At 65.8% G+C, this 13,036-nt stretch carries 12 protein-coding genes; 7 read left to right on the top strand and 5 right to left on the bottom strand.

The window, feature by feature from the left end; translation table 11 throughout:
* Positions 1-111: 111 nt before the first annotated feature.
* Together AC1POX_RS14925 and AC1POX_RS14920 are read left to right on the top strand one after the other, a co-directional pair.
* Positions 112-969 (top strand): pirin family protein, encoded by an 858-nt coding sequence (locus tag AC1POX_RS14925; protein WP_065613314.1) that lies wholly within the window; start codon positions 112-114, stop codon positions 967-969.
* Positions 970-1,000: 31 nt separating this feature from the next.
* Complete coding sequence (locus AC1POX_RS14920; protein ID WP_031423537.1) at positions 1,001-1,435, top strand: OsmC family protein; 435 nt, start codon at positions 1,001-1,003, stop codon at positions 1,433-1,435.
* Positions 1,436-1,840: 405 nt separating this feature from the next.
* On the opposite strand, the gene AC1POX_RS14915 is transcribed toward AC1POX_RS14920, so the two are convergent.
* Together AC1POX_RS14915 and AC1POX_RS14910 are read right to left on the bottom strand one after the other, a co-directional pair.
* Positions 1,841-2,302 (bottom strand): hypothetical protein, encoded by a 462-nt coding sequence (locus AC1POX_RS14915; RefSeq protein ID WP_008572445.1) that lies wholly within the window; start codon positions 2,300-2,302, stop codon positions 1,841-1,843.
* A gap of 247 nt (positions 2,303-2,549) precedes the next feature.
* A complete protein-coding gene (locus tag AC1POX_RS14910; RefSeq protein ID WP_008572447.1) occupies positions 2,550-3,440 on the bottom strand; it encodes a pirin family protein in 891 nt (296 codons plus the stop codon).
* A gap of 743 nt (positions 3,441-4,183) precedes the next feature.
* Between AC1POX_RS14910 and AC1POX_RS14905 the strand changes: the two genes are divergently transcribed.
* Positions 4,184-4,561, top strand: coding sequence for a hypothetical protein (locus AC1POX_RS14905; protein ID WP_218196452.1), 378 nt, complete (start codon positions 4,184-4,186; stop codon positions 4,559-4,561).
* Between the two features lie 73 nt (positions 4,562-4,634).
* On the opposite strand, the gene nfi is transcribed toward AC1POX_RS14905, so the two are convergent.
* On the bottom strand, positions 4,635-5,348 hold the full coding sequence (gene nfi, locus AC1POX_RS14900) for a deoxyribonuclease V (protein ID WP_372356325.1): 714 nt from the start codon (positions 5,346-5,348) through the stop codon (positions 4,635-4,637).
* A 102-nt stretch (positions 5,349-5,450) separates the two neighbouring features.
* Between nfi and gpmA the strand changes: the two genes are divergently transcribed.
* The 4 genes from gpmA (at position 5,451) to AC1POX_RS14880 (ending at position 10,845) form a co-directional block, all read left to right on the top strand.
* Complete coding sequence (gpmA, locus tag AC1POX_RS14895) at positions 5,451-6,200, top strand: 2,3-diphosphoglycerate-dependent phosphoglycerate mutase (protein WP_008572455.1); 750 nt, start codon at positions 5,451-5,453, stop codon at positions 6,198-6,200.
* Positions 6,201-6,346: 146 nt separating this feature from the next.
* Entirely contained in the window at positions 6,347-6,661 is a 315-nt protein-coding gene (locus tag AC1POX_RS14890) for a hypothetical protein (RefSeq protein WP_029819865.1), read from the top strand.
* Between the two features lie 283 nt (positions 6,662-6,944).
* Positions 6,945-9,047 carry a M13 family metallopeptidase gene (locus AC1POX_RS14885; RefSeq protein WP_209261251.1) on the top strand — a complete coding sequence of 701 codons (2,103 nt, stop codon included), beginning with the start codon at positions 6,945-6,947 and terminating at the stop codon, positions 9,045-9,047.
* A gap of 235 nt (positions 9,048-9,282) precedes the next feature.
* Positions 9,283-10,845, top strand: a complete 1,563-nt coding sequence (locus AC1POX_RS14880; RefSeq protein ID WP_372356324.1) for a phospholipase D family protein — start codon at positions 9,283-9,285, stop codon at positions 10,843-10,845.
* A gap of 259 nt (positions 10,846-11,104) precedes the next feature.
* On the opposite strand, the gene AC1POX_RS14875 is transcribed toward AC1POX_RS14880, so the two are convergent.
* Positions 11,105-12,232, bottom strand: a complete 1,128-nt coding sequence (locus tag AC1POX_RS14875; RefSeq protein ID WP_372356323.1) for a protein-glutamate methylesterase/protein-glutamine glutaminase — start codon at positions 12,230-12,232, stop codon at positions 11,105-11,107.
* Positions 12,229-13,035 carry a CheR family methyltransferase gene (locus AC1POX_RS14870; protein ID WP_008571300.1) on the bottom strand — a complete coding sequence of 269 codons (807 nt, stop codon included), beginning with the start codon at positions 13,033-13,035 and terminating at the stop codon, positions 12,229-12,231. Before AC1POX_RS14870 ends, AC1POX_RS14875 begins: the two co-directional genes overlap by 4 nt.
* Position 13,036: the final 1 nt, after the last annotated feature.

Below are 13,036 nucleotides of genomic sequence, written 5' to 3'. Positions count from 1 at the left end.
AGCGCTGGCACGCTGGCGGCGTTTGGAACGATCGGTTGCAATGGTCGCGGTTGGGCGGCGGCCCGCGCGCACCCATCATTGGCGCTTCGCCACAGGGCACAGGGACAAGCGATGAGCACCACGACCACCACAGCAGCGCACGTACTGCGCACCATTCGCGGCATGCCGACCTCCGACGGGGCCGGGGTCAAACTGACCCGCGTCATCGGCACCCAGCAGCTGCCGGAGCTGGACCCGTTCCTGATGCTGGACGAATTCGGCACCGACAAGGCCGAAGACTATCTGGCCGGTTTCCCCAGCCACCCGCATCGCGGTTTCGAGACCGTGACCTACATGCTCGACGGGCGCATGCGCCACAAGGACAACCACGGCAACGAAGGCCTGCTGACGCCGGGCAGCGTGCAGTGGATGACCGCCGGGCGCGGGCTGATCCATTCGGAAATGCCGGAGCAGGAATCCGGGCGCATGCGCGGCTTTCAGTTGTGGGTGAACCTGCCGGCGCGCGAGAAGATGACCGATCCCAAGTACCAGGAGTACGCACCCGACCACATTCCGGTGGCGCATCCGGCGCCCGGCGTGACGGTCAAGGTGATTGCCGGTGCGGTGGGCGAGGTGGTCGGGCCGATCGTGCAACCTGCAACGAGCCCGGTGTACCTGGATATCGCGTTGGAACCGAACGTGGAATGGGAGTATCAGCTGCCCAGCGGACATAACGCGTTCGCGTATGCCTTCGAGGGCGCGCTGACGGTGGGCGAGAGCGACACCGCGCGCGTGTTGCCGGCGCAGCAGCTGGCCGTGCTGGGTGGCGGACAGCGCCTGCGCCTGCACGCCGGTGCCGACGGTGCGCAGCTGATCCTGGTCGCGGGCCGCCCGCTCAACGAGCCGGTGATGCGGCATGGCCCGTTCGTGATGAACACCAAGCAGGAGCTGATGCAGGCGTTCGTCGATTTCCAGGAAGGCCGGTTTTGAACCGGCCCGCGTACGACAACAGGAGCCGGCAATGAGTGACCGGCCCGTCAGCGTGCGCACCGGCACGGTGCCGTACACGGTCAGCATCCACGACGGGCTGCACACCTGGAGCGGCGATACGCAGCCGGCCAATGGTGGCAGCGACGCCGGGCCGGATCCCGAATCGCAGGTGTTGGGCGCACTGGGTGCGTGCACCGCCATCACGGTGTCGATGGTGGCCGCGCGCAAGCAGTGGCCGCTGACGGCGGTGCACGTGCATCTGCGTTACACGCAGCGCGGCGCTGCCGGCACGGCGATCGCCCGCGCGGTGGTGCTTGACGGTGCGCTCGACGACGAGCAACGCGCACGGTTGATGGAGGTGGCCGACAAATGCCCGATCCATCGCCTGCTGACCGGCGAGGTGCGCATCGAGACTCAGTTGCAGGCGGCTGGCGGCGGTGGAGACACGGCGATTCGAAGCGACTGACAGACGCTTGCCGGCAGTCTTTGGGTTCGGTGAGTGCGGAATCGGAATTGGAACGAGCGATCGGTCCACCCCGATTCCGGGCGTATGCCGACATGACGTGCGCCACTGCTCCAACGTTTGCAACCGTGAGCGTTCTCCAGCCCATCGCCGCCGCACGTGGTGGCCGCCGGGATCAAAATCGTTGAGCGGCTGGACGCACCGGCGCGCTTGGTGCATGCGCAAGCCGCTCGGGCGTCGCCTCATGCGCGTCGGCGCGACACGCGAGGGCACGAGCATCAGTGCGCAATGGTGATCTGCGGCGACACGCTCGCGGCAGATACCGTCAGACACTGTCTGCAGCGTGCTGGCAAACCCGCGCGCTGCAAGACGGGTGCAGCAGTGCGCGGGGCTGTGACGCGCGCTGCGTCAGCGCTGCAGCGCCAGGCTGGCCGGCTGCAGATCCATGTTCTGCACCATCGACTGCATCGAGGCGAGTTCTTCGGTGCTGGCGCCGTCGATCCACAGCTGGGCGTAGCGCTTCTTGCCCAGTTCGACCACGGTGACGCGGCGCGATTCCGTGCCCGGCATGTCGCGGCCGCCCAGATCGAGCTTGTACCAGTAGAAGTCTTCCTGCTGAATCTGGCCCTTTTCGGCGCGCCGCTCGCGTGCCAGTGTCATCGCCGGGTCGCGGGTAGTGAGCATCACGCCGACCACCTGCCGGCCATCGGCAGTCATGGCCTTGCAGACCAGGTAATCGGCACCGGCGAGCTCGTTCCACTGCAGGCCGGAGGCCGGTGGCAACGGCGGGCAGACCGGCGAGGTCTGGGCATGGGCGGTGGCAGCGGCCAGCAGCAAGCTCAGGCCAACAAGGCAGGATGCAGACTTCATACACGATTCCCCGGCATTGGATGACGATGCGGGCGCGCCGATTTCGTGCCGTTGCAGTGCCTCGAACTCCCCGTCCAAGGACTGCCGTCTACGCAACGCGCTCCGTCTACAGGGCCATCACTACCACAGTTTTGCGAGTCAGCTCAAGTGGTGTCGCACCTGTGCCTGGCATCGCATGTGCAGCGTGGCACTTCCGGTAAGAGACCTGGTGATCGCGCGTGTTGGTCCACTCGCGCAGCGCACGGTTTCAAGGGTAATTAACCGGTTTTGGGGCCGGTGACTCGGGCAGCGGAATGAACTCCTTGTCGTCGCCGGGAATGCTGCCGAAGCGGCCTGCCTGCCAGTCGTCCTTGGCCTGCTCGATGCGTTCCTTGGAACTGGACACGAAGTTCCACCATAGATGACGCGGCCCATCCAGCGGCTCGCCGCCAAGCAGCATCGCCTTGAGCGGGGTCTTGGCGCGCAGGCGGCCGCGGGCGCCGGGCGAGGGCACGATCAGGTGGCGAGCTGGCACGTCGGCACCGTCCAGCTGCGCTTGGCCTTCCAGGATGTACAGGGCGCGCTCGGCGTGCCCGGTGTCCAGATCCAGTTCGGCGTCGGGCGCCAGATCCAGCGCCACATTCAGCGTGCCGCTGAACACCTGTACCGGCGATTCCTCGCCATATGCGCGGCCGGCGATCACGCGCAGCCACACGCCGTCGCGGCGCTGCTGCGGCAGGCTTGCCGCCGCGTGGTGATGGAACGCGGGCGCGGTTTCTTCGGCCGAGCGCGGCAAGGCGATCCAGGTCTGCATACCGTGCAAGGCGTGTTCGCGTGCGCGCTCCGGGCCAGGCGTGCGTTCGGAATGGGCGATGCCGCGGCCGGCGGTCATCCAGTTGACGTCGCCGGGGCGGATCACCTGATCCGAGCCCAGCGTGTCGCGGTGGCCGATTTCGCCGGCCCACAGGAACGTGACCGTGGCCAGGCCGATGTGCGGATGCGGGCGTACATCGATGCCGTGATCGGGCTCCAGCACGGCTGGGCCCATGTGGTCGACGAACACGAACGGGCCGACGCTGCGCGCCTGCAGGGTGGGCACGGCGCGACGCACTTCCAGGCCGCCGATGTCATGGACGCGTGGAGCGATCAGGGTGGTCATGCGCGGTCTCGCGGAGTTGATGACGTGGGCACGAGCTTCGCATGCGCGGTGGCCGGGGCGGGTGCGTGGCGTAAAACGCAGTGTCCGGGTCATGGCGCTTCCTGCGCGTCGGGGGAGCGCGCCATCGGCGCGGCAGCGAGTGCCGCACCGCGAACGCCGTGCGGGCGCGGCACGAGGTAGCAGCGGCTCAGCGCGAGACAGCCCCGGTCTTGTGCAGGCAGATGCGGTACCAACGAGGACATTGTCGGCAGCGAAGACGACGCATCCAGCGCTGCGGTCCGGGATCATGCAGGCCGCACTACTGAAGCTCGGCGCGGGCGCCATTGCCGTGCGCACGTCTCCCATCGGCAAGGCCCGGGGCGCTTGTGGCCGCCATGGCCGGCCTGATCTTGCAACGCAAGCGGCTGTCTCCAGGGCTCGCCACCGCTGCTGCCGCCAGGTATCGGCGGACGAGGTTCTGGCAGCGGCGAAGTTGCAACACGAACGAAGTTGCATGGCGGGAAACGTACCGCCGCATCCTAAATGCAGCGTGCCAGGTCACGTGCGTCATCGCGCCATGAATAATGGCGGCGCTGCACGATCCACGAGCGCTTTGGCCTTCATTGCATGCGTCTCAGGTGACGGATCGGCAACGGTCGCTTGCTGCGCATCGTCTGCAGTGCACACCTAGCGGCAAGTCGCTCGCGCTTTAGCGTTTTACTCGATGCGTTTCAGATTCTCACTCCCAATCCGAGGAATACGTTATGTCCTTATCGATCTCAGGAAGGAAGACAACATCGCTGCTCTTCTTGGTGATGGCAGCGTTGGCGCCCTGCCTTGGTAGTGCGCAGAGCGCCCGGGCCCTCCCCAGTCGCATCATCAGTGCGTCCGCCAATGTCCGCTCGCTGGCATTCCTGATAAATGGAAGCGCGGTCGGCTGCTATGCGGTCTACTCCGGCAGGAGTGTTGCAGGGCCGACGCTCAGCACGGCGACCACCTATCAGGTCGCTGCGTCCTCGTCCTCGTGCAGCGATCAGCCCTATGCAGTGGGGTCATTGGTGAACTACCGGCCTCCGTCAGACAAGCAAATGATTTTCTTCCGGATCGACGGTTCCGGTCGCATCTTCATCACTTACAACTGATGGGTTGCCCCAGCGCCGTGCCTATGCGGCCGGCGCTGGGGCTGTGGCACGTGGCCGCTGACGCGACGCCTGCTCACAGCAGCTGATCGGAGCAGGCTGCCGGTACCGTCACCTCGCCGCGGCGCGAGGCCAGCCGGTCGGCCAGGCGCGTGGGCTCGGGCAGGCGATAGGCGCGCAATGTGCGCAGGGTCCAGTCGAGCGCGCCTTGCATCGACACGCGATGGCCGGGCGAGACAATCAAGGGGTTGCAACGCGGTTTGCTGCGCAGTGCCCAGCCGATCTGCGCACCGCCCAGCAGGATCGGCGTGTGGTCGCCGCGCTCGGGCCCAGGCTCGGCGAAGCTGCCGGCCAGGCGCTGCTTGGCGATGCCGATGCACGGCAGGCCGGTGACCACGCCGAAGTGCGCTGCGATGCCCAGCCTGCGCGGATGCGCGATGCCCTGGCCATCGATGAACACCAGATCCGGCGTACGCGACAGCAGCGCCAGGGCCCCCAGCAACGCGGGCAATTCGCGAAAACTGAGCAGGCCGGGGACATAGGGCATCGAGGTCGGCACGCGCGCGACGTGCGTTTCCAGCGGGAGCAGCGTCTGCGCATCCAGCAACACGGCAGCCGCGCGGGTGGTCTGGCCATCGTCTTCGAAACCGACATCGAACCCTGCAAGCAACTGCGGCGTTGCGCTCACCGCGTCATCGAGCACCACGCGCCGTGCCAGTTGCTGCTGCAACTGTCGCGCCTGAATCACGCTGCCGTCCCAACCGGCGAAGACGGGATCGTTGGTCTGCATTGCGAAAGCATCGCGCGCTGCCTGTGGCGATCTCGTGCACGCCTGCGATGCACGCGCTGCCGCTACAATCGCAGGCTGATCGGCCCCAATCGGAGAACCGTAGTGACCCGCAAACTCGTACTGCTGCGCCATGGCCAGAGCCAATGGAATCTGGACAACCGTTTCACCGGCTGGGTGGATGTGGAACTCACCGACCAGGGCCGCCAGGAAGCTGTGGCGGCCGGCAAGCTGATGAAGGACGAAGGGCTGCAGTTCGATGTCGCCCACACCTCGGTGCTCAAGCGCGCCATCCACACGCTGCAGGGCGCATTGAAGGAACTGGACCAGGACTGGTTGCCGGTGTCCAAGAGCTGGCGCCTCAACGAGCGCCACTACGGTGGCCTGCAAGGCCTGGACAAGGCCGAAACCGCGGCCAAGCACGGCGAGGAGCAGGTCAAGATCTGGCGCCGTTCCTACGACATCCCGCCGCCGGCGATGGACGTCAACGACCCGGGCCACCCGTGCCATGACCGGCGCTACGCCACCCTGGACCGCAATGCGCTGCCGGGGACCGAGTCGTTGGCAACCACGCTGGTACGCGTGTTGCCGTATTGGCACGACGCGATTGCGCCGCAGTTGAAGGCCGGGCAGACCGTGCTGGTGACCGCGCACGGTAATTCGCTGCGCGCGCTGTACAAGTACCTCAACGATGTCTCCAACGAGCAGATCCTCGAGCTCAACATCCCCACCGGCATCCCGTTGCTGTTCGAGCTGGACGACAACCTGCAGGTGCGCAGCTTCCGTTACCTGGGCGACCCGGAAGCGGCCAAGCGCGCGGCCGAAGCGGTGGCCAACCAGGGCAAGGCGAAGTAATCGCCGCCGGCGGTTGCAGCGCTGCGTGCGGTGCGCGCAGCGCGCGTTCTTGTGCGCATGAGGCTGCAAGCGGCTGCGTGCGGTGATGAATGGAAGCGGTGCGAGAGGGTAATACGCGCTCGGCACCGAGGCGCAGGCGAGACACGATGTCCGGCAAACGGAGAACCCGGCAGATGACTGCCGTTTACTGTCGCGCGTATCTGGTGACGCTCGGCATGCTGGTGGCCGGCGGGGCCGCGTTTGTCGCCTTGGCTGCTGGCGACATCTCAGGCGCGGGGCTGGCGCTGGCACTGCTGATCTGCGCGATGGGGGCGCTGTTGCTGGGGTTTGGCGTGGCTGGGCCGGCGCCACAGATGGAAGCGTGGGCCGATGCGGCGTCGGGGCACGAGGTCGCCCTGGCGCTGATGGTGCTGGCGTATCCGGTGTATCTGGTGATGGCGCCGTTTTACGCGCGGCGTTGAGCGCATGCGATGGCGCGCGTTGCGCCGGCATGCAGGTGGAGTGGAAGCAGTGCGTAGCGGTGCCGATGACGGACGCGCACGTGCTGTACAGATGCAATGGACTTTCATGGCGCACGGCATCGACTTCATGTTGCGGTGCCGCTGCACGGATGTGGTCTGGCCGGTTGCAGAGCGACTGACGAAGAGGCGGGCGCCTGCGCTGCGCGGTTCTTCGCCGGCGCTTGCCGACCGGATGTCGACTTTTTTTCGATCGCGCCTGCGCGGTCATGCCCCGGAGAATTCAATGAAGTTGCGCAAGTTAGCTCCGCTGTCGCTTGCGGTCGCCATCGTGGTCGCGCTGTCTGCGTGCGGCGCCTCCGATGACACCGCCAAGGTGGCGCCTGCCGCGCCGCAGGCGGTATCGACCAAGGTGGATGTGTCCAAGCTCGATGCGCCGATCGTGGCATTCAGCAACAGCGACCTGGACCCGAGCATCGCTGCGTGTCAGGACCTCAACGGGTTCGTCAACGCCAAGTGGCTCAAGGCCAATCCGGTGCCGTCCGATCGCACCAGCTGGGGCAGCTTTGAGGTGCTGGCCGAGCGCTCGCTGACCATCCAGCACGCGTTGGTGGAGCAACTGGCGCGCGGCAATCTGTCGGCCGGTTCGGTGGATGCCAAGATCGCCGACCTGTGGCGGACCGGCTCGGATGAAGCGGCGATCGACAAAGCGGGCATTACGCCGCTGCAGCCGCAGTTGAAGGACATCGACGCATTGACCGATGCGCCGTCCATCGCCGCCTGGTTGCGCAACAGTTATGCGCAAGGCCAGGGCTTGGTGTTTTCGTTCGGTGCCAATGCCGACTACAAGAATTCCGAGCAGATGATCGCCTACGCAGGGCAGGGCGGTCTGGGCTTGCCCGAAAAGGGCTATTACACCGACCCGGCGCAAGCAAAGATCCGCGAGCAGTACGTGGCCTACATCGCACGGATGCTGGAGTTGTCGGGTATCCCGGCCGCGCAGGCGGCCGCGCAGGCCAAGGCGGTGATGGCGTTCGAGACGCGCCTGGCCAATGCGTCGTTGTCGCGTATCGAACTGCGCGACCCGGCCAAGCGCTACAACCCGGTCGATGTGGCCGGCGCCAACGCCATCACGCCGCACTTCGACTGGAAGGCGTTTTTCGCAGCGCTCAAGGTGCCGGCCGGCACCTTCTCGCTGAGCCAGCCGGGCTATTTCGCCGAGCTCGATGCGATGCTGGCCGATACGCCGATCGCTACCTGGAAGGCGTATCTGCGCTTCCACACGGTGGACGAAGCGGCGCCGTATCTGGCCAAGCCGTTCGAGCAGGCCAATTTCGATTTCTACGCAAAGACCCTGCGCGGCCAGCAGGACATGCTGCCGCGCTGGAAGCGCACCTTGAATGCGGTCAACGAGGCGATGGGCGAGGCCCTGGGCCAGCTGTACGTGCAATCTGCATTCCCGGCCGAATCGAAGGAGCAGATGCAGCAACTGGTGCAAAACCTGTCGGCGGCGCTCAAGGCGCGGTTGGAAAAGCTCGACTGGATGAGCGCGGACACCAAACAGCGCGCACTGGAGAAATGGGCCAGCTTCACTCCCAAGATCGGTTACCCGGACCAGTGGCGCGATTGGTCGGGCCTTCAGACGCGTGGCGACGGCTTTCTTGCCAACATGCAGGCCGCGCAGGCATTCAACTACCGCGACATGCTGGACAAGATCGGCAAGCCGGTCGACAAGCGCGAGTGGCACATGACCCCGCAGACGGTGAATGCGTACTACAACGCCACACGCAACGAGATCGTGTTTCCGGCCGCCATCCTGCAGCCGCCGTTCTTCGACCCCAAGGCCGATCCGGCCTTGAACTACGGTGGCATCGGTGCGGTGATCGGGCACGAAATGATGCACGGCTACGACGATTCCGGCAGCCAGTTCGATGCCAAGGGCAACTTCGATAGCTGGTGGACCGATGCAGACCGCAAGCTGTTCACCGAGCGCACCGACCGGCTGGTGGCACAGTTCGATGGCTATGAAGCGATCAAGGGCGTGCACGTCAAAGGCAAGCTGACGCTGGGCGAGAACATCGGCGATCTGGGCGGCCTGACCGTGGCGTACGATGCATTGCAAATGGCGTTGCAGGAGCAGCCGGCCGCCAACACGCAGATCGATGGGTATTCGCAGGACCAGCGGTTCTTCATGAACTGGGCCACGGTCTGGCGCCGCAACTTTACCGATGGCGAATTGCGCGTGCGCCTGAACACCGATCCGCACGCACCGGCGAATTTCCGCGCCAACGGTGCGCCGTCGAACATGCCGGCGTTTGCGCAGGCATTCCAGTGCAAGCCCGGCGATGCGATGGTACGTGGCGACAAGGAGCGGGTGACCATCTGGTAAGCGCCGCGGGCGCGCGATGGTGCTTCGGCAGCTGGCGCGCCATACCGCTGATGACGCCGTAACCACCACGTTCGCCCTGTGCGGCACGCGGTGCTGCGAGTACTCGCGTCCACGGCACTTCCACGACACCCGTCTGTTTCTCGCGGGAATTGTCGAGGTTGCTTGTGGCGGCGTCTGCACACCGGCCTGCCCGCATGGGCTCTACACTGCCGCGCTGCGCATCGCGGAATCGGCAGTGACAAAGCGGAAATTTTTCAAATGGTTCGGCATTGCGCTGCTGGTACTGGTGCTGGCCAGCGCGTTATCGCTGTACGGCTACGGGCGCTTTGCCGACCGCCAACGCGGGCCGGTCAGTCACGTGCTGCCTGCCACGGCGGTCGCGACGCCCATCGACAAGGTGGTGGCGCCACTGCAACAGGCGCACGTCGATCAGACCGGCATGGTGATCCTGCCGGATAACGTCGATGCGTTTGCGGTACGTGCGCTCACCGCGCGTGCGGCCGGGCGCAGCCTGGATCTGCAGTACTACATCTGGCATGCCGATTTCACCGGCAACCTGCTGCATAACGAATTGCTGCGCGCGGCCGATCGCGGCGTACGCGTGCGGTTGTTGCTGGACGACATGAATATCCATGGCAGCGATTCGGTGCTGGCTGCCCTGGATAGCCATCCGCTGATCGAGATTCGCCTGTTCAACCCCACGCGCGCGCGCGAAGGCACCTTGATGCGCGGCGTGGAGATGGTGCTGCGCATGTTCAGCATCAATCGCCGCATGCACAACAAGGCCTGGATTGCCGATGGCCGCATCGCGGTGGTGGGTGGGCGCAACGTGGGCGACGAATATTTCGATGCGGCGCGCGACACCAACTTCATGGATATGGATGCGGCGCTGATGGGGCCGGCGGTGGGCCAGGCCGAGCAGGTGTTCGACGCGTACTGGAACAGCCCCAATGCCTTGCCGCTGTCTGCGCTGGTCACCGCAAAGCCGCAGGCACTGGAGGCCTTGCGTGGCAGCCTGGACGCGGGCATGGCATCGGTGCGCGCGCATCCGTATGTGGAGCGGCTCAAGCGCTCGCCAAGCGTGCGTGAACTGATGCAGGGCGACCGACCGGTGCACTGGGTGTCGCAGGCGCGCATCGTCTCCGACCCGCCGGAAAAAGCCGAAGGTGCGCCGCCGCAAGCCGACTGGATGACGCCGGTGCTGATCGGCGAAATGGCGCACGCACAGCGCGAGCTCAAAGTGATCTCGCCGTATTTCGTGCCGGGCGACGAGGGCATGCGCTGGATCGGCAACCTACGCCAGCGCGATGTGCGCGTGAGCATTCTGACCAACTCGCTGGCGGCCAACGACGTGGTGGCCGTGCACAGCGGCTATGCCGGCTATCGCGTGCCGCTCCTGCATCAGGGCGTGCGCCTGCATGAGCTCAAGCCGATGGGCAAGCCGGACGGCAGCCTGTTCGGTTCCAGCGGCGCCAGCCTGCATACCAAGGCGTTTGTCGTGGACGACAGCAGCGGTTTCATCGGCTCGTTCAACCTGGACCCGCGTTCGATGAACCTCAATACCGAAATGGGCCTGCTGTTCAACGACCGCCTGGTCACCGCGGAGCTGGAGCGGCTGTACAACCACAAGATCAGTGCGCCGGTGAGTTACCGCGTGACCCTGGAGCAGGGCGAGCTGCGTTGGCACGACGATGCAGCGCAGCCGCCCGAGGTGTGGTCGCGCGAGCCGGCGGCGAGCGTGTGGCGACGTGGCGCAGCAGCGGTGATGGGCTGGTTGCCGCTGGAGTCGCAGCTGTAGCTGGCTGGTTAGCGTGTTGCCCTCATCCGCCCTTCGGGCACCTTCTCCCGCCGGCGGGAGAAGGGCAGGTGGCGGTCTTTCATGGACAGGAGAATGCGCGCGTCGATGCGGCGCAGACGCAATGGCTGCATTGGAGCACGGGCAATGGCTGTGTCCAGCAGGTGCACAGGCTCTGTCCAGCAGGTGCAGTGGGTCTGTCGCGCGGAAGACGCGGTGGTTGTGTCAGAGCGTTGAGCGCGTGACGTGGACGTCTGTCGCGTTATTGCAGCTGCGTCACGATCTCGCGCGCCATCGCGCCCAGCGGCAGGATACGGTCTGCGCCGCCGCGCTTGATCGCTTCCTTGGGCATGCCGAACACGATGCTGGTGTGTTCGTCCTGTGCCACCGTGCGTGCGCCGGCCTGGCGCATTTCCAGCAGGCCGGCGGCGCCATCGTCGCCCATGCCGGTCATGATGATGCCCAGCGCATTGCTGCCGGCCGCGCGCGCGGCCGAGCGGAACAGCACATCGACCGACGGGCGATGCCGGTTGACCGGTGGGCCTTCCAGCACTTCGACGAAATACTGCGCGCCACTGCGACGCAGCAGCAGATGTTTGCCGCCCGGTGCGATCAATGCACAGCCCGGCATCACCCGGTCATTGTTGGCGGCTTCCTTGACCGCGATCTGGCACAGGCCGTTCAGGCGCGCGGCGAAGGCAGCGGTGAATTTCTCCGGCATGTGCTGCACGATCACGATGCCGGGGCAGACGCGCGGCAGCGCGGTGAGCACTTCTTCCAGGGCCTGGGTGCCGCCGGTGGAGGTGCCGATGGCGACGATGCGTTCGGTGGTCTGCGCCAGCGCACGTCCGCTTTGTGCCGGCAGGATGACATCGGCGGTGTGCTTGACCTCCGCTTCCAGCGGCGCGGCAGTCACGCGCGCAGCCAGCCGCTTGACGTTGGCGCGCGCTGCGCTGCGCACGGTCGCCACCAGTTCGTCGGCAGAGTCGGTGAGAAATTGCTTCAGACCCAGGCGGGGTTTGGTCACCACCGCCACCGCGCCGGCGGCCAGTGCATCCATGGTGACGCGCGCGCCTTTTTCGGTAAGCGTGGAGCAGATCACCACCGGCGTGGGCCGCTCGCTCATGATCTTGCGCAGAAAGGTGATGCCGTCCATGCGCGGCATTTCCACGTCCAGCACGATCACATCCGGCCAGTGCTGGCGCATTTTTTCGATCGCCAGCAGCGGGTCGGCGGCAGTGGCGATGACCTCGATGCCCGGCGCGTCGTTGAGCACGCCCACCAGCACCTGGCGTACCACTGCCGAATCGTCGACCACCATGGCCTTGATGGTCGTGGGGTTGGCGGCGGGGCGATGGAGCGCTGTGGACACGGTGAATCCTTGGGTCATGCCTTGCGGAAGATCGAGGGCGCCACCTGGACCAGATCGATGTCGAGTTCGCTCAGGCTTTCCGAATGGCCGATGCAGAAGTGCCCGCCCGGCTTGAGGTTGGACAGCACGCGCAGGATCACTTCGCGCTTGGTCTGGCCGTTGAAATAGATCATCACATTGCGCAGGAAGATCGCATCGAAGCTGCCCAGTGCCGGCAGCGCGGCATTGAGGTTGGCGTGCACGAACTGCACGCGCTCGCGCAGCCGCCGCTCCACCAGCAAGGTGCCGTCGTACTCGCCCTGGCCACGCAGGCAATAGCGTTTGAGATAGGCCTGCGGGATGCCGTCGATACGTTGCAGCGCGTAATGGCCGGTGCGCGCCTTGGCCAGCACGCGCGTGCTGATGTCGGTGCCTACCACCTCGAACGGGCGGCCCTGCAAGGTGTCGTCCAGCACCATGGCCATGCTGTAGGCCTCTTCGCCGCTGGAACTGGCCGCGCTCCAGCAGCGGAACGGCAGCCCGCCACGGTGTTCGCCGGCCAGCTTGCGCAGCAGCTCGAAATGCTTGGGCTCGCGGAAGAAATAGGTTTCGTTGGTGGTGAGCAGGTCGATCGCGGTCTGGATTTCCCTGCGGTCCTGGCGGCTTTCCAGCAGCTGCAGGTACTGCGTATAGGTGCTGAACTGATGTTCGCGCAGGCGCTTGCCCAGGCGGCCGCACAGCATCGCCTTCTTGCCGGAGGAAATGGTGATGCCGGCCGCTTCGAAGATGAAGCGCTGGAAGCGGCCGAACTCCTGTTCGGTGATGGCGGTCGCGGTGCTCATC

The organism is Xanthomonas sp. NCPPB 3442, from assembly GCF_056725145.1.
This window is presented reverse-complemented; position numbering and strand designations above follow the sequence as displayed.

Coding starts and splice junctions, on each gene's coding strand:
- AC1POX_RS14875 (WP_372356323.1), bottom strand. CDS start 12,232: ATGACCCAAGGATTCACCGTGTCCACAGCGCTCCATCGCCCCGCCGCC.
- nfi (WP_372356325.1), bottom strand. CDS start 5,348: ATGCAGACCAACGATCCCGTCTTCGCCGGTTGGGACGGCAGCGTGATT.
- AC1POX_RS14885 (WP_209261251.1), top strand. CDS start 6,945: ATGAAGTTGCGCAAGTTAGCTCCGCTGTCGCTTGCGGTCGCCATCGTG.
- AC1POX_RS14905 (WP_218196452.1), top strand. CDS start 4,184: ATGTCCTTATCGATCTCAGGAAGGAAGACAACATCGCTGCTCTTCTTG.
- AC1POX_RS14920 (WP_031423537.1), top strand. CDS start 1,001: ATGAGTGACCGGCCCGTCAGCGTGCGCACCGGCACGGTGCCGTACACG.
- AC1POX_RS14890 (WP_029819865.1), top strand. CDS start 6,347: ATGTCCGGCAAACGGAGAACCCGGCAGATGACTGCCGTTTACTGTCGC.
- AC1POX_RS14925 (WP_065613314.1), top strand. CDS start 112: ATGAGCACCACGACCACCACAGCAGCGCACGTACTGCGCACCATTCGC.
- AC1POX_RS14915 (WP_008572445.1), bottom strand. CDS start 2,302: ATGAAGTCTGCATCCTGCCTTGTTGGCCTGAGCTTGCTGCTGGCCGCT.
- AC1POX_RS14910 (WP_008572447.1), bottom strand. CDS start 3,440: ATGACCACCCTGATCGCTCCACGCGTCCATGACATCGGCGGCCTGGAA.
- AC1POX_RS14870 (WP_008571300.1), bottom strand. CDS start 13,035: ATGAGCACCGCGACCGCCATCACCGAACAGGAGTTCGGCCGCTTCCAG.